We start from the raw sequence: 23,913 nt of genomic DNA, 5'->3' as shown, positions 1-23,913 counted from the left end.
ATCTCCTCCCGGAGCTTTATTCCCATTCGATGGTGCCGGGCGGTTTGGAGGTGATGTCATAGACCACCCGGTTGACGCCGGAGACCTCGTTGACGATGCGGTTGCTGATTCGGGCGAGCAGGTCGTATGGCAGTCGTGCCCAGTCGGCGGTCATAGCGTCATCTGAAGTAACGGCACGGATGGCCACCAGGTGGCCATAGGTGCGGAAGTCACCCATGACGCCGACGCTTCTGACGTCGGTGATGATGGCGAAACTCTGCCATAACTGGCGGTACAGCCCGGCCTTTTTTATCTCGTGCATTACGATCCAGTCGGAGGCTCTGAGCATCTCCAGCTTCTCGCGGGTCACCTCGCCGATGACGCGGATGGCCAGTCCCGGGCCTGGGAACGGCTGGCGCCAAACCATCTCTTCGGGCAGTCCAAGTTCAATGCCCACCTGCCGCACCTCGTCCTTGAAGAGATAGCGCACCGGTTCCAGCAGTTTAAGGGCCATATTAGCCGGCAGGCCGCCGACGTTATGATGGCTCTTGATCTTGGCTGATGCCGAGGAAACCGAGGAGATGCTTTCGATGACATCGGGATAGAGAGTGCCCTGGGCCAGGAAATCCACTTTGCCCAGTTTAAGAGCTTCTTCCTCGAAGACCCGGATGAACTCCACGCCGATAGCCTTCCGTTTCTGCTCCGGGTCGGTGACTCCGGCCAGGCGGTCCAGAAAACGGTCGGTGGCCTCGATGTAGATGATATTCATTCCCAGGTTTTGTTTGAAAACCTTTAGGGTGCGTTCGGCTTCTTCGCGGCGAAGCAAGCCGTTGTTGACGAAGATGCAGGTAAGCTGGTCGCCGACAGCTCGGTGGATCAGAGTAGCCACGATTGCTGAATCGACTCCGCCGGACAGCGCGGCGATGACCTTGCCGCCGCCGACCTGGGCGCGGATACTCTCAATGCTCTCGGTGATGAAGTGCCCCGGCGTCCAGGAGGCCTGGCAGCCGCAGATGCCAAGGACAAAGTTTTTGAGGAGCGTCTTGCCGTAGGGAGTGTGGGCAACCTCAGGGTGGAACTGCAAACCGAAGACGTTTTTGTCGTTGCCCATGACCGCCAGCGGCGAATTCTCGGTGTAGGCCAGCGAGCGGAAGCCGGCGGGCAACCGCTCCACCCGGTCGCCGTGGCTCATCCAGGCGGCGGCAGACTCAGGGATATCTTTGAACAGTGGGGAAGTCAAATCAGAAAGATGAAGTATGGCATGGCCGTATTCCCTGGCCTGGCCCCGGGCGACCGTTCCGCCGAGTTGCTGGGTGATCAACTGCATGCCGTAGCAGATCCCCAGGACGGGCAGCTTGGACTCGTAGATATAGGCCGGCGCCATCGGCGCACCGGAAGCGTAGACCGAAGCCGGGCCGCCTGACAGGATGAACCCCTTGGGGTTCAAGTGGGCGATCTTATCCCATGGGGTATCGTGAGGCACCAGTTCGCAGTAAACGTGGAGTTCACGGATGCGCCGGGCGATGAGCAAGCTGTACTGAGATCCGAAGTCGAAAATGACTATTGATTCGCGGGAGGCACCGGACACCGCTTCACCTGCTGCCGGTTTTTCAAGAGCTTGCTTAGCGATTTCCAGATAAGTAGCAACCTCAATGTCACCGGATGTAGCGACGCGGTGGGTTTCGGATGAGGTGGGGCTTTCTTTTGATTCGGTCATTGCGGTAGTGTTACAGATTATCATTCTGCTATACTAGCGTCAAGAATTTCCGATTAAGTAGACATAACAATTTGACTTCCGCCGACCCATCGCAGCCGTCTTCCCGCGACCTTGACAAAGCCATAGATGTGATCAGAAATGGCGGCGTTGCCGCCTTGCCTACCGATACCGTTTATTGCTTGGCTGCCAGTCTGGAGCACGTTGACGCTATAGGACGCATTTTTGATATAAAAGGCCGGGCGACGACCAAGGCACTGCCGGTACTGGTGGCTGATTCAATCCAGATGCGGCAGGTGGCGGAGATGAACCCGCTGGCGGAGCTGCTGACCCGCCGTTTCATGCCCGGCGGCCTGACCCTTATCCTGCCGAAAAAACCAGTTGTTCCCAGCATCGTCACCGGCAGACGAGACAGTGTCGCCGTACGCATCCCTGGCCATACCTTGACTCTATATGTCATCAAAGCGGTAGGGGCGCCCCTGACCGGCACCAGCGCCAACGTCTCGGGGAGAGGCAGCGTCTGTAGCGCCGATGAAGTACGCGCCCAGATCGGTGACCGGGTAGATATGGTGCTGAATGGTGGAAGGTGTCCCGGAGGTGTGGAGTCCACCATCGTTGACCTCACCGGACCGCATCCCGTCATCGTCAGAGAGGGTGCCGTGCCCCGGGCGGAGCTGGAAACGTACTATTTTAAATAAACGAGGCCGTGAATGAAAATCGCAATCGGCAACGACCACCGCGGTTATAAATTGAAGCTCAAGATCGCTGACTGGCTGAAAAATAATGACCACGAGGTCGAGGACTTCGGCGCTTACGGCGAACAATCGGCGGATTACCCGGACTATGCGATGAAGGTCGCCGGAGCGGTTGCCCGCGGGGATGCCCAACGAGGTATTCTTATCTGCGGTACCGGTATCGGTATGAGTATGGCAGCCAACAAATTGCCGGAGATCCGCGCCGCTCTGGTTTACCTGCCGGAGTTTGCGGCTCTGACTAGGAAGCACAACGACGCCAATGTCCTGTGCCTGGGCGAATTAAACGGCGATGACCTTAACCTGGAAGTTCTAGAGGTTTTCATGAAAACAGAATTCGAAGGCGGCAGGCACCAGAGGCGGGTGGCAAAGATATCCGGCTGTGGCTGTTAAGTCGGGTTACCAATCGTGAAATCTTGAATTAATACATCGCCTGTGCTATGTTTAGGCGCTACTACCCATCCGTCCCTTTGCGGACGGATTTTAGTTAGGTTCGTATGAGAAGTGATTCAATTAAAAAAGGCGCCGAACGAGCCCCCCACCGCGCTCTGTTGCGCTCCCTGGGCGTAAGTCCTGCTGATTTCAACAAACCTTTCATCGGCGTAGTCAACAGTTTCACTGACGTGGTGCCTGGTCACCAGCACCTGCGCGGTATCGGTGAAGCGGTCAGAGCCGGAGTCCGCCAGGCCGGCGGCGTGCCTTTCGAATTCAACACTATCGCTATCTGCGACGGCCTGGCGATGAATCATAGCGGTATGAAATACTCGCTGGCATCCCGGGAACTGATAGCCGATACCGTGGAGGTGATGGCCCAGGCCCATGCCTTCGACGGACTGGTTTTTATCCCCAATTGCGACAAGGTCATTCCCGGTATGCTCATGGCGGCGGTGCGGCTCAATATCCCGGCCGTCTTCATCAGTGGCGGGCCGATGCTGGCCGGGCGCCTCAATGTGGATGGCGAGGTTAAAGCGGTCGACCTCAACTCGGTTTTCGAAGCAGTAGGCCAATTTGTTAAGGGCGGCATTTCTGCGGAGAAATTGGAAGAGATCGAGGGTGCGGCCTGCCCCGGTTGCGGTTCCTGCTCCGGATTGTTCACCGCCAACACCATGAACTGCCTCACTGAGGCGCTGGGTATGGGTCTGCCGGGCAACGGCACCATCCCGGCCGTCGATCAACGGCGGTATACCCTAGCTCACCGGGCCGGAGAGACAATCCTAAGACTGGTTGCCGAGGATCTTCGGCCGCGTGATGTCATCACGCCCAAGGCTATTCACAACGCCTTCGTCGTCGATGTCGCCCTGGGCGGCAGTTCCAACTCGGTGCTCCATTTAGAAGCTATCGCTCACGAGGCAGGCATCGAGTTCCCTTTAGAGAAGATCAATGAGATTTCAGACCATACGCCCTGCCTCTGCCGCATCCGGCCGGCCGGCGAGCACCATATTGAAGACCTTGATCTGGCCGGCGGCATTCCGGCGGTAATGAAAGAATTGTCCTCGCGGTTGAATCTTGATGCGAGGAGCGTCAGCGGCGGCTCGATCGGCGATGTCATCGAAGAAGCCCCATTCGGCGACGGCGCCGTTATCCGGCACGCGGCAAACCCCTACACAACAAAAGGCGGCATCGCTATCCTTTTCGGCAATCTGGCCCCGGAGGGAGCGGTGGTCAAGCGTTCGGCCGTTGCTCAAGAAATGATGGTCCATTCCGGACCGGCCCGTGTCTTCGATTCTGAAGAAGCGGTAACCGCAGGCATCATGGCCGGTAAAATCCAAGCCGGTGACGTGGTGGTCATCCGATACGAAGGACCCCGCGGCGGGCCGGGCATGAGAGAAATGCTGACGCCGACCTCGATGCTGGCCGGCATGGGACTCGATAAATCGGTAGCCCTCATCACCGACGGTCGGTTTTCCGGAGCCACCCGGGGCGCCTCAATCGGCCATGTTGCGCCGGAGGCGGCGCTGTCCGGACCTATCGCCGCCATCGAGGAAGGCGACATTATCGACATCAACATTCCCGGCCAACGCCTGAGTGTGAGGCTGTCTGACAACGAGATCGCCCGGCGGTTGAAAACACTTCCACATTTTGAACCGAAAATCAAAACGGGCTATTTGAAACGCTATGCCGCCCAGGTGTCTTCCGCCGCCCGCGGCGCCGTCTTCGCCGACTAGGAGAAAGCCCATGAAACTGACTGGCGCTCAGATATTGTGTGAAAGCCTGCTCAAAGAGGGTGTCGACACCATCTTCGGCTACCCTGGCGGCCAGGTGCTGCCGCTGTATCACACCCTGACCCAGTACCCCAAACTGCGCCACATCCTGGTCCGCCACGAACAGGGAGCCGTCCATGCCGCTGACGCCTACGCCCGCGTTACCGGACGGGTCGGCGTTTGTTTCGCTACCTCCGGCCCCGGTGCCACCAACCTCATCACCGGACTGGCCAACGCCTATATTGATTCGGTACCCATGGTGGCGGTCACCGGGCAGGTGCCGCGGGCCATGATCGGCCGCGACGCCTTCCAGGAAGCCGACATCACCGGCATCACCATTCCTATCACCAAGCACAATTACCTGGTTATGGATATCGGCGATCTGGCCAGGACGGTCAAGGAAGCGTTCTATATCGCCGGCACCGGCCGCCCCGGCCCGGTGCTCATTGACCTGCCGCGCGACATCCAGCAGGAGGCAACCGAGTTTCACTACCCGGCTCGGGTCAACCTGCCCGGCTACAAGCCGACGCTTGCGGGCAACCCGCTGCAGGTCAAGAAGGCGGCAAAACTGCTGGCGGAGGCTAAAAAACCGGTACTCATCGCCGGACACGGCGTGCGCATCTCCGGCGCCTACCACGAACTGAAACACCTGGCGGAGACGCTGCAGCTTCCGGTCATAACCACGCTGCTGGGCATCTCCGCTTTCCCGGAGAGCCATGAGTTGTCGTTCGGCATGATGGGCATGCACGGCTCGGCCTACGCCAACATGGCCATCACCGGCTGCGACCTGATCATCGCCGTCGGCATGCGCTTTGACGACCGGGCCACCGGCAAGATTGCCGCCTTCGCGCCGCATGCCAGAGTCATCCATATTGACATCGACCCGGCTGAAATCGGCAAGAACGTCAAAGTGGACGTTCCCATCGTCGGCGATGTCAAGACGGTGCTGGTCGAACTCAACAAGGAAATATCCGCCAAGCGACACGACGAATGGCTGGCGCAGATCCGGGACTGGAAACGGCAGTATCCGTCTGGTTTCGAAATCCGGGAGTCGGACAGTATCCTGCCGCAATACGTCATCCGCAAAATATGGGAGGTGACCAAAGGCGACGCTACGGTGGTGACCGGAGTCGGCCAGCACCAGATGTTCGCCGCCCAGCACTTCTTTTACGACAAACCCAACAGCTTCATCACCTCCGGCGGCCTGGGTACCATGGGCTTCGAGCTGCCGGCTGCCTTCGGCGCCCAGACCGGACTGCCGGGACAGACAGTGTGGTGCATCGCCGGGGACGGCAGTTTCCAGATGACCGTCCAGGAGCTGGGCACCATTCGCCAGGAGAACGCCCCGGTCAAGGTCGCCGTCATCAACAACGGCTACCTGGGCATGGTGCGCCAGTGGCAGGAACTCTTCTATGAGCGCAACTACTCGGCCACGCCGCTGTGGTGCCCGGATTTCGTCCGTATCTCCGAAGCCTACAGCATTCCGGCAGAATGCGTCACCAAAAAGACCGAGGTCGTCCCGGCCATCAACAGGGCCATGGCCGCCCAGGGGCCGTACATCATTAACTTCGTCGTCGAGCCGGAGGAGAACGTCTATCCCATGGTGCCGCCGGGCGCGGGCATCGACCAGATACTCCACGAGCCGCGGAAGGAGGCCTCCTGATGGCCAGCAACAAGCATACTATCGTCGCCCTGGTGGCCGACCGCCCCGGTGTCCTCAACCGTATGGCCAGCCTGTTCCGCCGCCGAGGTTTCAACATTGACTCCATCGCCGTAGGCCACTCGGAGACGCCGCACCTTTCGCGCATGACCATTGTCGCCGAGGGTTCCGACACCCAGGTGGAGCAGATCCGCAAACAGGTGGAGAAAATCGTTGATGTCATCCGGGTTCAAGACATCTCCGGCCTGAACATCGTCTCCCGGGAACTGGCCCTCATCAAGGTCAAATCGACGCCGGAAACCCGCTCCGAGATCATGCAGATCGTGGACATCTTCCGGGCGAAAATCGTTGATGTATCGGCCGACTCGGTGATGGTCGAAGCCACCGGCGACGAGGAAAAAGTGGATTCGCTATATAACCTCTTAAAGCCTTTCGGCGTTAAAGAGATCTCCCGTACCGGCCGCATCGCCATGGCCCGCGGCGACCAGGGCAACCGACGAGATGAGAACGAGGGCTGACCCGTATTCAAAACTGCGATTCTGGTAATACAAAAATTTAAGGAGCGTTGATGGCTACCATTTATTACGAAAAAGACTGCAATCTTAAACTGCTTTCCGGTAAAACCATCGGCATTGTCGGCTACGGCTCTCAGGGTCACGCCCACGCCCAGAACCTGCGCGACAGCGGCTGTAAAGTGATCATCGGCGGCGTGCCAGGTTCACCGTCATGCTGCCGCGCCGCCGATGAAAAATTCGATGTTGTAGCCACCGCGGAGATGGCCAAAAAAGCCGACCTGATCATGATGCTGGCTCCGGACCAGGTGCAGGCTAGGGTTTACCGGGAGGATATCGCTCCGCACCTGCGCCCGGGCATGACGCTCATGTTCGCTCACGGCTTCAATATCCATTTCGGCCAGATACTGCCCCCGGACAACGTTGACGTGGCCATGATCGCGCCTAAAGGCCCCGGCCACATGGTACGCCAGGTGTACACCGAGGGCGCCGGCGTGCCGGCGCTGGTCGCCGTCCACCAGGACGCCACCGGCAACGCCAAAGCTACCGCGTTGGCTTATGCTGCCGGCATCGGCGCCGCCCGCGCCGGCGTGCTGGAGACGACCTTCGCTGAGGAAACCGAGACTGACCTCTTCGGCGAGCAGGCGGTTCTCTGCGGCGGCGCTTCGGCCCTCATCAAGGCTGGCTTCGAGACGCTGGTCGAAGCAGGCTATCAGCCGGAGGTGGCTTACTTCGAGTGCCTCCACGAGCTCAAGCTGATCGTCGACCTTATCTACCAGGGCGGCCTGCGCTACATGCGCTATTCCATCTCCGACACCGCCGAGTACGGCGATTATTCCCGCGGCCCGCGTATCGTTACCGACGAAACCAAAGAAGAGATGTGGCGGATCCTGACTGAGATCCAGGACGGCAGCTTTGCCCGGGAGTGGATTTTAGAGAACCAGGCCGGCAAGCCGCACTTCAACGCCTTGCGGCGGATCGAGGCAACCCATCCCATCGAACTGGTCGGGGAGGAGTTGCGCGGCATGATGAGCTGGCTGAAAAAACCGAAGAAGTAATCCAGGGTTTGAAACGATAACTCAAAATAAGGTAACATAAGCGCATGAATTTCATCGGCGGGAGCATTCTCATCCTTATTAACCCCTCTTCCTGGTAGGAGGAGGGGCAGGCGTTATCTAAAAATAACGATAAGGAGAGTCTCCCGGACAGATGAATAAGCTACTAATCTTCGACACCACCCTGCGCGACGGCGAACAGGCGGCCGGCGCCTCCCTCAATATTCAGGAGAAGCTGGAGATTGCCCGGGCTTTAGAAGCGCTGGGCGTTGATATCATTGAAGCCGGCTTCCCGGTAACCTCGCCCGGAGATTTCGAAGCGGTTAAGCGCATCGCCGCAGAAATCAGGGGCTGCACCGTCTGCGGCCTGGCGCGGGCCAATCCCAAAGACATTGACCGCGCCTGGGAGGCGCTGCAAAAAGCCCGCGACCCGCGCATCCACGTTTTCATTTCTTCCTCCGAGGTACACATGGTGCACCAGCTCAAGAAGAGCCGGGAGGAAGTCCTCAGCCTGGCCCGCGACATGGTTGCCAGAGCCAAAGGCTACTGTTCCAACATCGAGTTCTCCCCTATGGATGCCTCGAGGTCCGACCCGCAGTTTATCTACGCGCTGCTGGAAGCGGTCATCGACGCCGGGGCGACAACGCTGAACATACCTGATACTGTAGGCTACGCCATGCCTTTCGAGTTCGGAGGCCTCATCGAGGGTATCTTCAACAATGTTCCCAACATTGACAGAGCCGTTATTTCCGTCCACTGCCATGATGACTTGGGCCTGTCGGTCGCCAATTCACTGGAAGCCGTCAGGCGCGGCGCGCGCCAGGTGGAATGCACCGTCAACGGTATCGGCGAACGGGCCGGCAACGCTGCCCTTGAGGAAGTGGTGATGGCCATCAGCACCAGGCCTGACCTGTACGACGTGACGACTTCTATTAACACCGAATTGATCTATCCCACGTCCCGCCTGGTATCGCAGCGCACCGGCTTCCCCGTTCAGCCAAACAAGTCGGTGGTTGGAGCTAACGCCTTCCGCCACCAGTCCGGCATCCACCAGGATGGTGTCATCAAAATGCCCAAGACCTATGAGATCATGGATCCCAAAACGGTCGGCGTCCCGGCTTCGTCGCTGGTGCTGGGCAAGTTGTCAGGCCGCCACGCCTTCAAAGAGCGCCTGGCAGAACTGGGCTACAACCTGTCGGAATGCGATTTCGATCGGGCTTTCGCCGCTTTCAAGGAACTGGCCGATAAGAAAAAAGAGGTCACCGACCGGGACATCGAATCGCTGGTCGCTGAAGAACAGCGCACGGTCATCGAGGCTTACCACCTTGACCGCCTGCAGGTAACCTGCGGCGACCGGGGCATCCCCACCGCGGCGGTGAGACTCATCGGTCCTGGCGGCAAGGTTCTTGAAGATGCGGCCCTGGGCACCGGACCGGTGGATGCCGTCTACAAAGCCATCAATCGCCTGGTCGGCGTGCCTAACAGGCTGACTGAATTCTCGATCACCTCGATCACCGCCGGCATTGACGCCATTGGCGAGGTCTTTATCCGCATCGAGAGCGAGGGCGTATCATATTCCGGCCGCGGCGCTGATACCGACGTCATCGTCTCTTCGGCTAAGGCCTACATGAACGCTTTAAACCGCCTGCTGGCGGTTAGGATGAACGGGCAGGCGAAGACTCCTTCGGGAACAGTAAATTGACAGACGAAGTCACCATGCTGTTGCGGTTAGTTCTGGCCGGAACGCTGGGAGCGGTGATCGGCATTCAACGTGAAAAGGCCGGAAAAGCGGCCGGGGTCCGCACCTTGGCGTTGATAGCTCTAGGGTCGTCGCTATTCACCATCCTGTCTATTTTTGCCTTTGAGACCGCGGATCCGGCGCGTCTGGCGGCCAATATCGTCACCGGCATCGGTTTCCTGGGCGCCGGCACCATCATATTGCGGCGGGAAGAAGGCATCGTCGAGGGATTGACTACCGCGGCGACCATCTGGGTGGCCGCCGCTATCGGCGTCGCCGCCGGCGCCGGGCGATATTTTATCGCCGCCGCCGCCGGCGGGTTGGTTCTGGTGGTGTTGCTTCTGCCTCATGTGCATTCAGACCAAGGGAGTAAGAAAAAGTGAATCTAGCCGAAAAGATACTGGCCGCCCATGCCGGCAAAGAACGGGTTAGTCCCGGCGAATTTATTTCCGCCAGGGTAGATGTTGTCTTAGCCAACGATATCACCGCGCCGATCGCCATCCGGGAGTTCTGGAAGCTGGGGCTGGAGAAGGTCTTCGATCCCAAGAAAATCGTCCTGGTCCCGGACCATTTCGTGCCGAATAAGGATATCCAGTCGGCGGAGCAGGCTAAGATACTGCGGGAATTCGCCCGCGCCCAGGGGGTTAATTTCTTCGAGTGCGGCCAGATGGGGATCGAGCACGTCATCCTGCACGAAAAGGGTTTGGTCATGCCCGGCGACCTGGTTATCGGTGCCGATTCCCACACCTGCACCTACGGCGCGCTGGGAGCTTTCGCCACCGGCATGGGCTCGACCGATGTCGCCTCAGCCATGGCCACCGGCGACATCTGGATGAAAGTTCCGCCGACCATCAAGTTTGTCTACAAGGGCAAGCTGCCCAAGCATGTCGGCGGCAAGGATCTGATCCTTTACACCATCGGCAAGATCGGCGTTGACGGGGCTCTTTACGCTGCCATGGAGTTCGGCGGCGAAGTCATCGACAAGCTATCCATGGAAGGCCGCTTCACCATGGCCAACATGGCCATTGAGGCTGGCGCCAAGGCCGGGCTGTTTTACGCGGATAAAAAGGCGGTTGCTTACGCTAAAGGCCGCGGCAAGCGCCAGCCGGTGGTCTTCGAACCCGACGCCGATGCCAAATATGAGGCTGTTCACGAGTACGATGTCAGCGGCATGGAGCCGCAGGTAGCCCTGCCGCACCTGCCGTCCAACGTCAAACCGGTCAGCCAGGTGGGCCGGGTTTATATCGACCAGGTGGTCATCGGTTCCTGCACCAACGGCCGCTTTGAAGACCTGCAGGTCGCGGCCAATATCCTGAACAAGAAAAAGGTCAACAGCAATGTCCGCTGCATCATCATCCCCGGCTCTCAGCAGGTCTATATGGATGCTCTGCGCTCGGGCTATATTGAGGTCTTCATCGAGGCCGGCTGCGCCGTGTCCACCCCCACCTGCGGGCCGTGTCTGGGCGGCCATATGGGCATTTTAGCGACCGGTGAGAAATGTCTGGCCACCACCAACCGCAACTTCATCGGCCGCATGGGCAGTCCCAAGTCTGAGGTCTATCTGGCCGGTCCGGCGGTGGCTGCGGCATCGGCTATTGCCGGTAAAATTGTGTCGCCCGGAGACCTGGCAACCTAACTCGCAATTTAACAGGAGAATTCTATGCTCAAAGGCCGCGTTCATAAATACGGCGCCAACGTGGACACCGACGCCATCATCCCGGCGCGCTATCTCAATGTCTCAGATCCGTACGAACTGGCCCGCCACTGCATGGAGGACATCGATCTGGATTTCGTAAAAAAAGCTAAGCCTGGCGATATCATCGTGGCGACGACCAACTTCGGCTGCGGCTCGTCACGGGAGCATGCGCCCATCGCCATCAAGGCCTCCGGCGTCTCGGCCGTCATCGCCGGGAGTTTTGCCCGCATCTTTTTCAGAAACGCCATCAACATCGGCTTGCCGCTCCTGGAAAGCCCGGAAGCGGTGGAGGCTGCCGACGCCGGCGACGAACTGGAGATAGATCTCGATTCCGGCACCATCAACAATCTGACCAAAGGCAAAACATTCAGGGCGTCAGCCTACCCGGTGTTCATGAGCGGTATCATCAGGGCTGGCGGCCTCATCGAATACACCCGAGAGAGGTTAAAAAATATTTCAGCCGGAGCGGCAAAAACGACAAAAGACGCTTGACATTATACATGAACTAATGTGCTATAATATTGGCTCATCGGACGCCGCAGGCACAGGGAGAGCTAAGGTTTGAATCATTTGGACTCGACTCGTTTTCAGGAACGAAACCTGCGTTCAGGATGAACGTGGAACCCGGTGATTCGTTCCTCCTAAAACACAATAATTAGCACTGAATCAAAAACTAACGCGCAACAGGAGCAGCCAATTTGAAATATCGCATCACCGTACTGCCCGGCGACGGCATCGGGCCGGATGTCATGGCCGAGGGCGTCAAGGTTCTCCAGGCTGTCGGCAGGAAATTCGGCCACAGCTTTAAGCTGGAGTATGAACTAATCGGCGCCGTAGCCATTGACAAGACCGAGTCGGCGCTGCCCGAAGAGACCCTGGCCATGTGCAAGAGGAGCGACGCGGTGATGCTGGCTGCCGTCGGCGACCCTCGCTACGATGACCCGAAATTGCCGGTGCACCCTGAAGACGGTTTGCTCGCCCTGCGCAAAGGATTGGGACTGTTCGCCAACCTGCGGCCGGTCAGGGTCTTTGATGAGCTGGTCAATGCCTCCACCCTCAAGCCGGAGGTTTTGCAGGGTACCGACTTCGTCTTCGTCCGAGAGCTCACCGGCGGCGTCTATTTTGCCAAACCCAAGAAGGAATGGGTAACTTCAAGAGGGCGCAAGGCCACTGACTCCATGACCTACTCGGAGCAGGAAATCGAACGCATTATCCGTGTCGGCTTCGAGCTGGCTCGGGCGCGCAAGAAACGGCTGGTGTCGGTGGACAAGGCCAATGTGTTGAAATCATCCCGCCTGTGGCGGCAGGTAGCAGTCGAGGTATCCCGTGACTACCCTGATGTTGCCCTGTCCCACGTCCTGGTTGACGCCTGTGCCATGCAGCTTATCCGGACGCCTGCCATGTTTGATGTCATCGTCACCGAGAACCTTTTTGGTGATATCCTGTCTGACGAGGCTGCGCAGCTGGCCGGCTCCATGGGCATGCTGCCGTCGGCCTCGCTCTCCGGCATACCGGTGGCCGGCAAGCGAACATTCGGCCTGTACGAGCCTATCCACGGCAGCGCGCCGACCATCGCTGGCAAGGACATCGCCAATCCCATCGCCACTATTCTCTCCGTAGCCATGATGCTGCGCCATTCGCTGGCTCTCGATTCCGAGGCCGCCGCTGTCGAACAAGCGGCCGAGAGCGTGCTCAAGCATGGCTACCGCACCGATGATATAATGGCCCCGGAGAGCACCCGGGTAGGCACCCGCCAGATGGGGGATTTGATCGCCGCGAGAATCTAACCAATGACCAGAATAGAGATCTACGATACGACTCTTCGTGACGGCGCCCAGCGGGAGGGCATCTCCTTCTCGGTGTTGGACAAGCTGCACATCGCGCAGAAGCTGGATGAATTCGGCGTTGATTACATCGAAGGCGGCTGGCCCGGCGCCAACCCCAAGGACAACGAATTTTTCCAACGAGCGGCGTTGAACCACTTCAAGAACGCCCGCCTGGTGGCTTTCGGCAGCACCCGCAAGGCCGGAGTGGCCGTTGAAAGCGATGTCAACATTCGGGCACTGCTGGAGTCCGGCGCGCCGGTGGTTACATTGGTAGGCAAGAGTTCGGCGCCGCAGGTGGAGAAGGTTTTAGCCACCAGCCTTGAAGAGAACATCGCCATGGTGGCCGACTCCATCCGCTATCTAAAGTCCAAAGGCCGCGCCGTATTCCTGGATGCCGAGCACTTTTTCGATGGCTTCAAAGCTGATAAAGACTATTCGCTGAAGGTGCTGTCGGCGGCCGAAAAGGCGGGAGCCGACTGTCTGGTGCTGTGCGATACCAACGGCGGCAGCCTTCCTGAAGAAGTTGGTGAAGCTGTCCGCGCCGTCGTCGCCGTTGCTGGGGTGCCGGTAGGCATCCATGCCCACAACGACGCCGAACTGGCGGTAGCCAACACCCTGGCCGCCGTCCGCGCCGGGGCTACCCAGGTACAGGGCACGGTTAACGGCTACGGCGAAAGATGCGGGAACGCCAATCTTTGCTCCATCATTCCCGCCCTCAAGCTCAAGATAGGTCTGGATGTCATCGATGACCAGCGGTTGTCCCGTCTGGCTGACCTGTCCCACTTCGTCTCCGAGGCAGCCAATCTGGCGCCGGACCCGTTCCTGCCCTATGTCGGCCATTCCGCCTTCAGCCACAAAGCTGGGCTGCATGTTTCCGGCCTGTCGCGCTGGGTATTTGCCTATCAGCATATTGACCCGGCGGCTGTCGGCAATAAGCCACGGACGCTGGTCTCGGAGTTGGCCGGCCGGGCTAATATCATCCAGCGGGCGCAGGAGATCGGTGTGGCGCTGTCTCCTAGAAGCGCTGAAGCCCAAAGCCTGCTGGAGCGGGTTAAACAACTGGAGAGCATGGGCTTCCAGTATGAGAACGCTGAGGCCTCATTCGACCTGCTGGTCCACCGCGCCGGTCCAGGCTACCGGGCGCCTTTCGAATTAATCGATTTCATGGTCGTCATCGAGAAACGCCGCCGCCGCCCGACCATCGCCTGTGAAGAAGAAGAGATGATGAGCGAGGCCATCGTGAAAGTGCGGGTCAACGGCGAGGTGATGCATACCGCCGCCGAAGGCAACGGCCCAGTAAACGCGTTGGATCTCGCCCTGCGCAAAGCCCTGCTGCCGTACTACCCCGCGCTGGACGCGGTGAAACTGACAGATTTCAAGGTGCGCGTTCTGGAAGAAAGCACCGGTACGGAGTCGCTGGTGCGGGTCCTGATCGAATCCTCCAACGGCGCCGAGGAATGGCATACCGTTGGGGCATCGGCCAACCTTATCGAAGCATCCTGGCTGGCGCTGGTCGACAGCCTGGAGTATTTTCTGCTCAACCGTAAGTGAAAACGTTTGGTTAAGGTTCACGGGAAGGGCAGCCGACAGGCATGATATATAGCGGTTGAAAGTTCCCCGGCAGCGCAGCTGCTTCCCTGACGGCGGCATCGTCAAATGCACCGATTGCCACTGTACCCAATCCCATGGCGACCGCCTGCAGGTAGAGGTTCTGAGCCGCATGCCCGGCTTCCATATGAACATACCGCTCGGTCCGGATGCGATATCGACTCCGGGTAAGCTCATAGTCCGCAGCGATGACCAGCGACAGCGGTGCTGTGCTGATCGAGTCCTGGCCGATGGCGGCGTCGGTCAGAGCCGACCGGCAGTCGCCGATTCGGCGAGGAAGCAGGGCATGTTCTTGCGGCATATAGAAATAAAGCCCAGGCGGCAGGACTGTCGAGCCCACACTGCCAACAGCCACCACAATCTTCAGCGGAAAGACAGCGCCGGCACTTGGGGCGGTCCTGAACGACCGACAGTCGGTGATGCCCTGGAGAGACCATAAAAGCTGTGACAGCTCTTCCAGCGCCAGCGGTTGCGAGGTGAAAGATCGCGCCGACCGCCGCTTGGCAATGGCCTCCTCGACGCTTAACGTCCCGGTGGTCTTCGGGGACGGCAAACCGATCACCGCAGACTTGTCGTCATGTACCGAAACGATATGATTTGCATCCATGTGCAGATTATATCCCAGTAGTAACAATGTTCTCCAACGACTGAGGGCGAAGCGCCCAGGATTCTCTTTAAGCCTCATCACCGATTTTGTATAATTCGATTAGTAATTTGAGTAGGAGTTATGAATATGGGTGAAATCCGCTCCGCTAAGGAAATCGCCGCTGAGCGCCTCAAGGACATTGGGGAGATTACCGACGATGATCGGTTGCGATGGAAGTTTGTGCCGGCCGGTGAAAAGATCGGCCAGCGGTTTCTCTTTGAAAGAGCCGATTATGAAGCAGAATTGATGTCCTTTGATGAAAAGCAATTACCTTTTGTAATAAAAGGTTTGACTCAGACGCTTTTAGCTAACATCGATCTGCCGCGAAACGAGACCATCGAGAAGCGGAACTCCAAGATCATGGGAGCCGTAATAACCATTAAAGAAGACAAAGAGACGACGGCGGAGGCTCTCGGCCAGCTGCAACGGATCTTCGATCACTATGCTCAAATAGGTGAAGGCCAGCGAAATCAGGCCAAAATAGGACTCAAAACCAAATTCGAGCAAAGCCTCCGACAGGCGTTGCGGTCCCAGGGAAAAGAACTTCCCGGTCAGATCAACGTGGAGCAATACCCCCAGTTTCAGGAGGAATGGCGTCGCGTTCAGACGCAGTTAGATATGCAGTATGTGAAGTCCATCGACGAGATAAAGAAACATCTTGCCCAGATAGAATAGTATATTAATGAACGACCAAGAACGTATTAAACTCGCCGCTTTACATACCCAGGTCATCCGGCCGCCGCAACAATTACTGGCGACCTTCGGTCAAACTAATATTCATTACTACTTATTGACCGAACCTATCTACGCTGAACTGGAACAGCAGGCGAGGCCGGAGACGGTGCTGCGCGAAGGGCGGGTGATCGCTGAACGCCCCAAGCTGGTAACGCCTGTCTACATGCACAAGCTGGAAGGATTCGGCGATGATGCCCAACGGTATTTTGAGATGATAATGCGGCGCCACGGACCCCATGCCCCGGGGCTGCTTTACACCTACAAGAATGAGCCCAAGGATACCAGCATTTTAACTGGCAGCCTGCCGGCGGTAGCAAACCGCATCAATGACGATATCAACGAGCGCGGCGAGAAGGGTGCCACCATAATCCGCGGAGTGGATGAGATGTGGGACGTGTCGCTTTTCAAGTTTATTTACGAACTCACCGAACATTCTATCAGCCAAAATGTAACTGAACTCAAAGCGCATGGCTTGTTTGGTGTAGATAACAGCGGCTTGCCTATTGAGGCGAGGATGCGCATTGAGCAGATGTTCTGGGACGCGTCCCGTGGTGAGCTCGACCCAGGTCTGCTCAAGACTGAACTCGACCGCTGGGGGATTTTCGATGAATACCAGGATCGCTTTCTTGATCTGTTCCGCCGCCGGCGGTAAGTCATAATAGAAAAGGACCGACAATGAGAGCATCGACCATTACCGCCCGCGACCTGTCGGAAGCCTGGTTTCTGTGCCTTCGCGAGGTGTTGACGCACGGTTACGAATACACCATCGAGCGTGGCTCATATGCCGGGCAGAAGCGCCGCGAACTGGATATGGTCACGGTCCAGATCCTGAATCCAGGCAACCGGCCCATCATACCCGACGTGCCGCCAGGGGTCCCGCCGCCTTCGACTATGGAATATCTGGATCATTATCTGCCGTATTTGATGACGGCGCAGCGCGCTGAAGGTGAACAATATACATATGGCCAGTATCTTGAAGGTCAGATCGCCGAAGTCATCCGTATGTATAAAGAGGACGGCTTCAACACTAACCAGGCATATATGACGGTGGGGAATCCCGAGGCTATCTTTCTCACCGATCCACCATGCCTTCGCGGCATCGACACCCGCATCCGCTATGGTAAGCTGCATTTCATTGTCTATTTTAGATCATGGGATTTGTGGGCGGGTTTTCCGTCCAACCTGGCGGCAATGCAGCTTCTCAAGGAGTACATGGCGTGCGAGATCGGCGTGGGGGACGGCGAAATATTTGCTGTCAGTAAGGGAATGCACTTATACGATTACGCTTGGGATATCGCTCGAACTGCTTGTGGTCTGGACGAAATATGATTACCTTGATTCCCTAAAAAAAGTTGCCGCAGACGGCGGCTTTTGTTATTATCAATAAGTTGTCTCGATGGGCCGCTAGCTCAATTGGCAGAGCAGCTGACTCTTAATCAGCAGGTTACAGGTTCGAAGCCTGTGCGGCTCACCAGTCGGTTTTCTTGTTTGCTTAACTGTTTGCTTAATTTTCGGGTTCATTTGCCATCCCCTTCTCTTTTTCGAACCTTACTTGCTGATTGTCCCTGCTCTGCCAATTGAGCTAGCGGCTTTTCATCTGTTTCGGTTGCCTTTTTCTTTTATAGTCCAACCCCAATATCACCCAATCGTGTCCAAGTCTCTTTGCCTTGATCTGCCCAGTTCTAGCCAACAAGCGGACGTGATCTTGAGATAATCCTAGCTTTTCGGCGGCTTCTTTGGTCGAGTACATCGTTTTTCCTTGACAACATATATAACTGTTAACAGTTATAAAGTCAATTACCAGGGCAAAATTCGCAAACGTTATTTAAATACTCACGGCTTAAGAGTGCGCGCTCTATTCTATTCTTTATATGTTCTTCGCTGTTCATAAGTTTCTTGTCCAACTCTTGAATTCTGTGATACAACTGGCTGTTTTCGAGTTTTCCTACCATTGCCTGATATTTCTCGCTAAAATCTGTACCCTGTTCACTGAGAATATTTAACACTCGTATTTCTTCCCAAGGTTCATCGTGATCAATAAAAACCTGTGCATATAGCCCCTTTCCTCGAATACAATAATTGATATGGGGCTCATCATAAGTTTTAGCAGAGAGATAACGAAGGGTGGTATCTTCAAACCTATCTGTTATTTGCACATTAGGCCACTTTTCGCCCCAACTTCTAATGTCGGAAATAAACTGCATTACTGACCTCACGAACTCAGAATAATCTGATTCGAATTCACGATATTTTTTCCAGAATTCAGGATCCGAAAGGTGCTGGGGGAGAACCGAGAATAACTGAACGTTTCTGACTCCATTTAAATCCCATGGGAGATCATTGAACCCAACTCGACGAAAATCCGCTTTCGCAAATATTGGGCTTGGTTCAGGGATAACATGTCGCCATTTTGTCAAAAGGTCACGTATTTCGTTGGCATGTTCTTCTCTTGCATGGAGTATGGTTGGATCAATTTCTTGAATTTGCCGTTGCCCAAGAGATTTTTTTGCTGCTTCCCATTCACGCCTACGCTGTCTGATCGCCCTTAAATTTCTCCTTGGAAATCCTTCGTTTTCTTGCATTTCGTCTATTACTGCTTGATCAGTAGATCCTTTTGAAAATTCTTTGTAGATGAACTCTAGCTCTTCAGGGCTTGGCGCGGATTGTTTACCCATAAATTATTTCCCCCTGATTAGGCCTCATTAAGTACCCAATTATGCAACACCAATTTGGTAAAAAGAAAGAAAATTGGGTAAGGAGGACCTATGTGGGTTCAAAAAGGATTTTGGGAAGACGAATACATCGGCACTCTGGTCATCAAGCTCGAGGTGATTGCAAAAAACAATCCCGAAGCGTTGGCGTCAGACAAAACAACGACTCTTGAATTCTGGACGGAGTTCAACGGCTTGCAAGACGTTTTAGGGGACAAGTACCCCCCGTTTGTAGATTGGTTTAATCGGTCACCATCACCATCATCCATATCCAGGGCTCGCAGGCTGTTCAACGAGCGCCGCAAGAAAAAGAGCTAGCGTGGCAATCCAAAGCCCCAGTGTGCTGATTCAGCTCCAAAGAGAAGAAGTCTTGGCATCTTTGCTCTTGGACTTGTATTTCCTACCTGGGGCTTTCTACCATGCTGGTCAACTAGTAACAGATCACAAATCTTACCCCCTTATTCGAGAGCCGATAACTATTCGGAGGGTGCTTCAACACATTCGAGGGGAGACGAGCATATGCGCCATTCCAAGCCACAATGGTTTCTCTAAATGGATATCGATAGATCTTGACATGCTCGATTTGGATGTATTGAGGAAGTCATATGATGCCCTGTGGGGCAATGGTTTGCCGTTCTACGTCTCCTTTTCGGGCAAGAAGGGATATCACCTAACCGCATTTTTTGAGAGTGCAGTGCCTACCCAACAAGCCATTGAAACCGCTCAGAGGGTTAAAAAATTACTGGGCGCCTATCAGATTCCATATGATTCTATTTCTCCGTCTATAACAGGAAAAGGCAATTCGTTTGCCCTCCCATTAGGGCTACATCCCGAGACAGGCAAATTATGTCATTTCCTCGATGACGACTTGAATGAAGTCAGTGACCCGATTGACTTTCTGAAGAACATCTCAAGGATCACAGTCAGTCAATCTTCTCTCACCACCCCAGATACAATCTCTGCTCGGCCTTGCGTGAATCAGCTTTGGAAGGCTGGGCTACAAAAACCACATACCAGGCATTCGGCAACATGTGTGATTGCCAACGCACTCGTAAAAAATAAAGAGTTGTCTGAGAAAGAGAGTCTGATCATACACTGGGCTGGAAACAGAATCCCTGATTGCTTAACAACTTCTAGTAGGGAATGGCGAGTTAAAGATGCTTTACGACTTCTAAAACATTATCAAAGATATGGCGCTCATGCAGAGCTATGTGAAAATCCAATCTTTAAATCAGCTATGCGTTCGGCATGTGAAAAGGAATTCCAGTGTAAACTCGTACAGAACCATGGACATTGTAATCTCAGGTTGCTACAGAGACTTGGAGTCTTCAATGCGCCAAATGCCAAACCTAAAGGAATCGGTAAGTCAGCCTGGGCTATTTATCTGGTCATAGAAGATATCGCTGATGAACTCCCTGTCGGAACCTGGGACAAGCAACCTACTTTTACTCTGTCTATACAACAGCTCATTCAGTTATCCAACTGTAGCAAGAGAACCGTGATTGACGCGAGGAATAAGTTACTGGATTATGGCTTATTAAAAAGAGTACCTGTCGCTTCTAGATTCACTCTTTACGTTTTACCCGCAATCACTCAAGATCTCGTTGGGAGTGTATTGTCGAAACTAAGGGAGTAGGTGCAGGTTTTGTACCCCTCTATACAGGGGGGGCCTTGTATAGAGAGTATCAAAGTCTGCACCTGATGAGGTTAACGTTATGCCACCATTGAATAAGACCAAATGGGAACTATTCTGCCAGCAGTTGATGTTAGGCAAATCTCAGGCTGAAAGCGCCAGATTAGCAGGATATTCACCAAGATCAGCCTATACAACTTGCTCGGTATTGCTAAGAAATCCTAAGATCCAAGCACGTTTAAAGGAACTTAAAGAGCAGTCGTCAGATACGACGATAGCCTCAGTACGCGAACGGAAAGAAATTCTGACCGAAATCATTCGAACCGAATGGTCTGATAATAGAAGAGTCACACCTATGCCTAACATTGCGGCTATCGATCTCTTGAACAAGATGGACAATCTATATCGTTCTGATCCTGTGGTATCAAACAATCGAACGTACAACATCATAGTCCATGATGCCAAGACTAAAGGATTAGTCCAACGGATCATTGAAGGTAAGGCTAGAATGCTTGAACAAGATAGTGAGAACCATGACACGAACGAGTCGGACTATAGAATCGTGCCTATCGTGTAACAACTTGCCGAATTGGGGTAAAGTGACGCCTTCAACGCGCGAACTCAAGAAGTGCGCCTAACAACCCCCTGGGGGAGTGGCGGCGTACACCTTAGAAGAGCATACCTCACGGATCTATGGGATGCCATGGGGAAAATTTTTTCATTTTCTATTCCTTGCTGTTATGGCTTTCACTGCGCCAGAGATGACGATACCTAGTTGTTCAAATCGCATTGGTGGGGTCTTATCGGGCATGGCTAATCTTCACAAGTCGAATATAGGGTAGGGCGGGTCTAATCTCCACAGTATGAAATCCAAACCGAATGCCCCAGTCACGCGCGAGATTCCGCAGTGTGCCATCAATATTGTGTTATGTTTACCAAATCTTCAGAGACCCACGCGTGGGCGACGAGTTTAACAGTATCTACGATTGAAACGTGGGGATTGCGGTGTATACCTTAGAAAACGTTCATGAACAGAGCTATGTGATACCTACAAAAAATTTCATTCTTCAGAATAACCTTTTCTATGGGTTGTCGAGTCAGAAAACCAAACCAAGGACAAATCCTACTAACGCCGCAGCTATGTAGAATACTGGGGCTATAAAGCTACCAATAATTTGCTGCCGAAATACACAATTCTCCAACCAATGCTGATTGTGCCATCCAATATTTGGTGTTCTACGGAACTATCCCTATTGGCACCACACAGGGAGCCTAAAAAGAATTCAAAAATATTTCCCCCAACCATCTACGAGGCCGATGTGAATGGTAGTATTATTGTTGGTGGTCAAAAAGCGACACACACCGTTTATATAAATTTATTTGAGTGGGTGTGCAATGCCTTATTGCTCTAATTGTGGTGAATTTCTAGAATCTGACTATCACTTTTGTGTTGCCTGCGGGAAACCATACAATCCTTCGATCCAACAAGGCAACAAAAGAGACCTTATAGAACCGCCCAAATATGAAGTCCTTGAGAGACTCGTTATATCTAACTTCAGCAGAATAATGGCTGAGATTAAAAAACAAAGAATGTCTCAAGGTGCCACCAGTACGATTGACCGACGGGCTGAAATCGTTTTAAAGGCATACATGGGGGACAAAGCGGAAATCCAAGAATTGGACACAATAATCAGGTCGGTGTTCCCAATTGACTTTGACTGCTATTATGCGGCTGCCAAATCCGAATTGATAAGGTTAATAACCAATTCAGGAAAACAACAGAGTATAGGTAAGAGTGAAATTGAGCCGAGAGTGCCTACAAACAATAAGGTTTGTGTTTTTTGTTCGAGGAAATTAAAGCCTGAAGACATATTTTGCATATATTGTGGGAAAAAGGTGGGTTAACATTTGTGAAAACCAATTGGTTCATTAGGCATCTCAATTTTACTCTTTGGTTTTCGGTACCTATTGGTTTTTTAACAGGAATATTGTTATTGACCCTGGTATTTGCCACAACAAATCCAGAATCGTTGAATATCGCGTTGAATGAGTATCAATTGAGTATTTTCGGGGTGATTGCCGTTATTCAGGCAGTAATTGTCGGTTGGGTGCTCAGGCAAAAGAACCGAAGTCTGTGGTTCCTACTTTTATTGTTCGTACCTTTTGGGATTGTTGCTTTCGTGGTGCTTGTAGCTCTCGAAAATAGGAACCCCAAAACCCAGCCGAACAAAGCTGAGTGGCCGATACAAATAGTATCTTCATTGGCGGTTGTAGTTGGTCCAATACTATTAGGAGTTGAACCCGTTCTCAATCTAATGATGTGGATTGATCCATCCCTGGATTATGAATTGGGCTTCAATTTCATGCTTTTTGGCGTTCCTGGTATCTTATTAATTGTCGGCGCGTGCTGGTTGATAGATTGGCCATATAGGGAAAGGCTATATTTGGCTTCTAACAAAACACGTGCCTCCTTCAATCATCCAAATGAGCGCAGTCCTAATATTGGTATGCCTTATTGCCCAAGTTGCGGCACTGTGTTTAGACAGGGAGGAGAGTACTGTGCAAAATGCGGAACGACTCTGCACAATCTCAACCAAAAAACTAAATTTATTTACTGCGTCGCTTGCGGGAAAAAATTGGAAAGTGAAGACGTTTTTTGTTCCAGGTGTGGAGCATCGGTAAGACTGGGCGAATCACTTACAGCCGAACAACCGTTAAGACCTTCCACAATGTTACGACCTTCCACAATACCAAAGAGTCAGAATAATAGAATCGAACACAGTGAGGTCAACAATTACGGTTCCATTGTAGTGAATAACACAAAATGGGGGTTATTCATCGGATTTGCTGTAGGGATTCTACTTGCTTTGCCTACATTCTTCGATAATCTTTCTCAAGGAGTTGGTATCGCTTTGGGAACCTCGTCAGTAATAATTCTTTTTGGTGTAGCGATTGGATTGGGTGGTGTAGCGGCTCTCGGCGGGTTTAAAAGGTATTATGGGAAATATTTCATTCCAGCGATCTTGACGATACTATTGGTCGCTTTGGGATTTTTCTTTATTAAACCGAGTCCAGAACCTGATAATATCGCGATGGCAGTAGTAATTAGCCTTATGGTCGGAATTGTAGCTTCGGCGATTATTTGGGGTATTATCATGGCCTTTAGGAAATAAATTGATCTTGTGAGTCTAATCAACCTTCAGTTTTAGAACAGTAGGATTGACCGACACATTGATGCGATGAGGAACATATTACGAATCTTGGTTATTACTATAGGGCTTATTCTCTGCGCTGTTACTGGCATAGCCAACAACTCATATCCAATGGGTGAATCATATTGGAGCGGAGAATATATTGAACTATATGATGGTAGGCAGGTTGTGCCAGATTACGAAAGATTGCCTTCGCCTAAGAGCAATCCAATTTGGGTTCAGTTCTTCCAGAATC

At 54.0% G+C, this 23,913-nt stretch carries 24 protein-coding genes and 1 tRNA gene; 21 read left to right on the top strand and 4 right to left on the bottom strand.

The window, feature by feature from the left end:
- Positions 1–16: 16 nt before the first annotated feature.
- Positions 17–1,720 carry a glutamine-hydrolyzing GMP synthase gene (gene guaA / locus DEALK_RS07560; RefSeq protein WP_186007593.1) on the bottom strand — a complete coding sequence of 568 codons (1,704 nt, stop codon included), beginning with the start codon at positions 1,718–1,720 and terminating at the stop codon, positions 17–19.
- Positions 1,721–1,767: 47 nt separating this feature from the next.
- Here guaA and DEALK_RS07555 point away from each other — a divergent pair, with 47 nt between their 5' ends.
- The 12 genes from DEALK_RS07555 to cimA all read left to right on the top strand — a co-directional run bounded on the left by DEALK_RS07555 (position 1,768) and on the right by cimA (position 14,684).
- Positions 1,768–2,391, top strand: coding sequence for an L-threonylcarbamoyladenylate synthase (locus DEALK_RS07555; RefSeq protein WP_058439629.1), 624 nt, complete (start codon positions 1,768–1,770; stop codon positions 2,389–2,391).
- Positions 2,392–2,403: 12 nt separating this feature from the next.
- Complete coding sequence (gene rpiB, locus DEALK_RS07550; protein ID WP_058439628.1) at positions 2,404–2,838, top strand: ribose 5-phosphate isomerase B; 435 nt, start codon at positions 2,404–2,406, stop codon at positions 2,836–2,838.
- A gap of 104 nt (positions 2,839–2,942) precedes the next feature.
- On the top strand, positions 2,943–4,610 hold the full coding sequence (gene ilvD / locus DEALK_RS07545; protein ID WP_058439627.1) for a dihydroxy-acid dehydratase: 1,668 nt from the start codon (positions 2,943–2,945) through the stop codon (positions 4,608–4,610).
- 10 nt (positions 4,611–4,620) lie between these two features.
- On the top strand, positions 4,621–6,309 hold the full coding sequence (gene ilvB, locus DEALK_RS07540; protein ID WP_058439626.1) for a biosynthetic-type acetolactate synthase large subunit: 1,689 nt from the start codon (positions 4,621–4,623) through the stop codon (positions 6,307–6,309).
- Complete coding sequence (ilvN, locus tag DEALK_RS07535) at positions 6,309–6,824, top strand: acetolactate synthase small subunit (RefSeq protein ID WP_058439625.1); 516 nt, start codon at positions 6,309–6,311, stop codon at positions 6,822–6,824. Before ilvB ends, ilvN begins: the two co-directional genes overlap by 1 nt.
- A 50-nt stretch (positions 6,825–6,874) precedes the next feature.
- Positions 6,875–7,876, top strand: a complete 1,002-nt coding sequence (gene ilvC, locus DEALK_RS07530; RefSeq protein ID WP_058439624.1) for a ketol-acid reductoisomerase — start codon at positions 6,875–6,877, stop codon at positions 7,874–7,876.
- Between the two features lie 151 nt (positions 7,877–8,027).
- Positions 8,028–9,575, top strand: a complete 1,548-nt coding sequence (locus DEALK_RS07525) for a 2-isopropylmalate synthase (protein ID WP_058439623.1) — start codon at positions 8,028–8,030, stop codon at positions 9,573–9,575.
- Positions 9,572–9,994, top strand: a complete 423-nt coding sequence (locus tag DEALK_RS07520) for an MgtC/SapB family protein (RefSeq protein WP_186007592.1) — start codon at positions 9,572–9,574, stop codon at positions 9,992–9,994. The genes DEALK_RS07525 and DEALK_RS07520 overlap by 4 nt, the downstream gene beginning before the upstream one ends.
- Positions 9,991–11,247 (top strand): 3-isopropylmalate dehydratase large subunit, encoded by a 1,257-nt coding sequence (leuC, locus tag DEALK_RS07515; protein WP_058439622.1) that lies wholly within the window; start codon positions 9,991–9,993, stop codon positions 11,245–11,247. Before DEALK_RS07520 ends, leuC begins: the two co-directional genes overlap by 4 nt.
- Before the next feature lie 24 nt (positions 11,248–11,271).
- The gene (gene leuD / locus DEALK_RS07510) at positions 11,272–11,799 is read left to right on the top strand and encodes a 3-isopropylmalate dehydratase small subunit (protein ID WP_058439621.1); all 528 of its coding nucleotides are present in this window, start codon (positions 11,272–11,274) and stop codon (positions 11,797–11,799) included.
- A 206-nt stretch (positions 11,800–12,005) separates the two neighbouring features.
- Positions 12,006–13,094, top strand: a complete 1,089-nt coding sequence (gene leuB, locus DEALK_RS07505; RefSeq protein WP_058439620.1) for a 3-isopropylmalate dehydrogenase — start codon at positions 12,006–12,008, stop codon at positions 13,092–13,094.
- Between the two features lie 3 nt (positions 13,095–13,097).
- On the top strand, positions 13,098–14,684 hold the full coding sequence (cimA, locus tag DEALK_RS07500; RefSeq protein ID WP_058439619.1) for a citramalate synthase: 1,587 nt from the start codon (positions 13,098–13,100) through the stop codon (positions 14,682–14,684).
- Positions 14,685–14,694: 10 nt separating this feature from the next.
- On the opposite strand, the gene DEALK_RS07495 is transcribed toward cimA, so the two are convergent.
- Positions 14,695–15,348: a SagB/ThcOx family dehydrogenase gene (locus DEALK_RS07495; RefSeq protein ID WP_058439618.1), complete on the bottom strand. Its 654-nt coding sequence runs from the start codon at positions 15,346–15,348 to the stop codon at positions 14,695–14,697.
- A gap of 126 nt (positions 15,349–15,474) precedes the next feature.
- On the opposite strand from DEALK_RS07495, the gene DEALK_RS07490 reads away from it, so the two are divergent.
- The 4 genes from DEALK_RS07490 to DEALK_RS07475 all read left to right on the top strand — a co-directional run bounded on the left by DEALK_RS07490 (position 15,475) and on the right by DEALK_RS07475 (position 17,596).
- Positions 15,475–16,062, top strand: coding sequence for a hypothetical protein (locus DEALK_RS07490; RefSeq protein ID WP_058439617.1), 588 nt, complete (start codon positions 15,475–15,477; stop codon positions 16,060–16,062).
- A 7-nt stretch (positions 16,063–16,069) separates the two neighbouring features.
- Positions 16,070–16,774, top strand: a complete 705-nt coding sequence (locus DEALK_RS07485) for a hypothetical protein (RefSeq protein WP_058439616.1) — start codon at positions 16,070–16,072, stop codon at positions 16,772–16,774.
- Positions 16,775–16,797: 23 nt separating this feature from the next.
- Entirely contained in the window at positions 16,798–17,451 is a 654-nt protein-coding gene (locus DEALK_RS07480) for a thymidylate synthase (protein ID WP_058439615.1), read from the top strand.
- Between the two features lie 69 nt (positions 17,452–17,520).
- Positions 17,521–17,596, top strand: a tRNA-Lys gene (locus tag DEALK_RS07475).
- A 108-nt stretch (positions 17,597–17,704) separates the two neighbouring features.
- Here the strand turns inward: DEALK_RS07475 and DEALK_RS09840 are convergent.
- Both DEALK_RS09840 and DEALK_RS07470 read right to left on the bottom strand, forming a co-directional pair.
- Complete coding sequence (locus DEALK_RS09840) at positions 17,705–17,872, bottom strand: helix-turn-helix domain-containing protein (protein ID WP_083496410.1); 168 nt, start codon at positions 17,870–17,872, stop codon at positions 17,705–17,707.
- Between the two features lie 43 nt (positions 17,873–17,915).
- A complete protein-coding gene (locus tag DEALK_RS07470; protein WP_058439614.1) occupies positions 17,916–18,797 on the bottom strand; it encodes a hypothetical protein in 882 nt (293 codons plus the stop codon).
- 90 nt (positions 18,798–18,887) lie between these two features.
- On the opposite strand from DEALK_RS07470, the gene DEALK_RS07465 reads away from it, so the two are divergent.
- From DEALK_RS07465 to DEALK_RS07445, 5 genes are all read left to right on the top strand, one after another.
- A complete protein-coding gene (locus tag DEALK_RS07465) occupies positions 18,888–19,151 on the top strand; it encodes a hypothetical protein (RefSeq protein ID WP_058439613.1) in 264 nt (87 codons plus the stop codon).
- A 1-nt stretch (position 19,152) separates the two neighbouring features.
- Positions 19,153–20,469: a TOTE conflict system archaeo-eukaryotic primase domain-containing protein gene (locus tag DEALK_RS07460; protein ID WP_058439612.1), complete on the top strand. Its 1,317-nt coding sequence runs from the start codon at positions 19,153–19,155 to the stop codon at positions 20,467–20,469.
- Between the two features lie 79 nt (positions 20,470–20,548).
- Complete coding sequence (locus tag DEALK_RS07455) at positions 20,549–21,043, top strand: terminase small subunit (RefSeq protein ID WP_058439611.1); 495 nt, start codon at positions 20,549–20,551, stop codon at positions 21,041–21,043.
- Between the two features lie 989 nt (positions 21,044–22,032).
- Positions 22,033–22,371 (top strand): hypothetical protein, encoded by a 339-nt coding sequence (locus DEALK_RS07450; protein ID WP_058439610.1) that lies wholly within the window; start codon positions 22,033–22,035, stop codon positions 22,369–22,371.
- A gap of 5 nt (positions 22,372–22,376) precedes the next feature.
- A complete protein-coding gene (locus DEALK_RS07445; RefSeq protein ID WP_144437093.1) occupies positions 22,377–23,639 on the top strand; it encodes a zinc ribbon domain-containing protein in 1,263 nt (420 codons plus the stop codon).
- Positions 23,640–23,913 lie beyond the last annotated feature (274 nt).

It is taken from the genome of Dehalogenimonas alkenigignens (genome assembly GCF_001466665.1).
Taxonomy (GTDB): Bacteria; Chloroflexota; Dehalococcoidia; order Dehalococcoidales; family Dehalococcoidaceae; genus Dehalogenimonas; species Dehalogenimonas alkenigignens.
This window is presented reverse-complemented; position numbering and strand designations above follow the sequence as displayed.

Coding starts and splice junctions, on each gene's coding strand:
- DEALK_RS07490 (WP_058439617.1), top strand. CDS start 15,475: ATGGGTGAAATCCGCTCCGCTAAGGAAATCGCCGCTGAGCGCCTCAAG.
- cimA (WP_058439619.1), top strand. CDS start 13,098: ATGACCAGAATAGAGATCTACGATACGACTCTTCGTGACGGCGCCCAG.
- DEALK_RS09840 (WP_083496410.1), bottom strand. CDS start 17,872: ATGTACTCGACCAAAGAAGCCGCCGAAAAGCTAGGATTATCTCAAGAT.
- DEALK_RS07465 (WP_058439613.1), top strand. CDS start 18,888: ATGTGGGTTCAAAAAGGATTTTGGGAAGACGAATACATCGGCACTCTG.
- DEALK_RS07450 (WP_058439610.1), top strand. CDS start 22,033: ATGGCTGAGATTAAAAAACAAAGAATGTCTCAAGGTGCCACCAGTACG.
- DEALK_RS07525 (WP_058439623.1), top strand. CDS start 8,028: ATGAATAAGCTACTAATCTTCGACACCACCCTGCGCGACGGCGAACAG.
- DEALK_RS07485 (WP_058439616.1), top strand. CDS start 16,070: ATGAACGACCAAGAACGTATTAAACTCGCCGCTTTACATACCCAGGTC.
- ilvC (WP_058439624.1), top strand. CDS start 6,875: ATGGCTACCATTTATTACGAAAAAGACTGCAATCTTAAACTGCTTTCC.
- DEALK_RS07480 (WP_058439615.1), top strand. CDS start 16,798: ATGAGAGCATCGACCATTACCGCCCGCGACCTGTCGGAAGCCTGGTTT.
- leuD (WP_058439621.1), top strand. CDS start 11,272: ATGCTCAAAGGCCGCGTTCATAAATACGGCGCCAACGTGGACACCGAC.
- DEALK_RS07495 (WP_058439618.1), bottom strand. CDS start 15,348: ATGGATGCAAATCATATCGTTTCGGTACATGACGACAAGTCTGCGGTG.
- ilvB (WP_058439626.1), top strand. CDS start 4,621: ATGAAACTGACTGGCGCTCAGATATTGTGTGAAAGCCTGCTCAAAGAG.
- DEALK_RS07470 (WP_058439614.1), bottom strand. CDS start 18,797: ATGGGTAAACAATCCGCGCCAAGCCCTGAAGAGCTAGAGTTCATCTAC.
- ilvD (WP_058439627.1), top strand. CDS start 2,943: ATGAGAAGTGATTCAATTAAAAAAGGCGCCGAACGAGCCCCCCACCGC.
- guaA (WP_186007593.1), bottom strand. CDS start 1,720: ATGATAATCTGTAACACTACCGCAATGACCGAATCAAAAGAAAGCCCC.
- ilvN (WP_058439625.1), top strand. CDS start 6,309: ATGGCCAGCAACAAGCATACTATCGTCGCCCTGGTGGCCGACCGCCCC.
- rpiB (WP_058439628.1), top strand. CDS start 2,404: ATGAAAATCGCAATCGGCAACGACCACCGCGGTTATAAATTGAAGCTC.
- DEALK_RS07455 (WP_058439611.1), top strand. CDS start 20,549: ATGCCACCATTGAATAAGACCAAATGGGAACTATTCTGCCAGCAGTTG.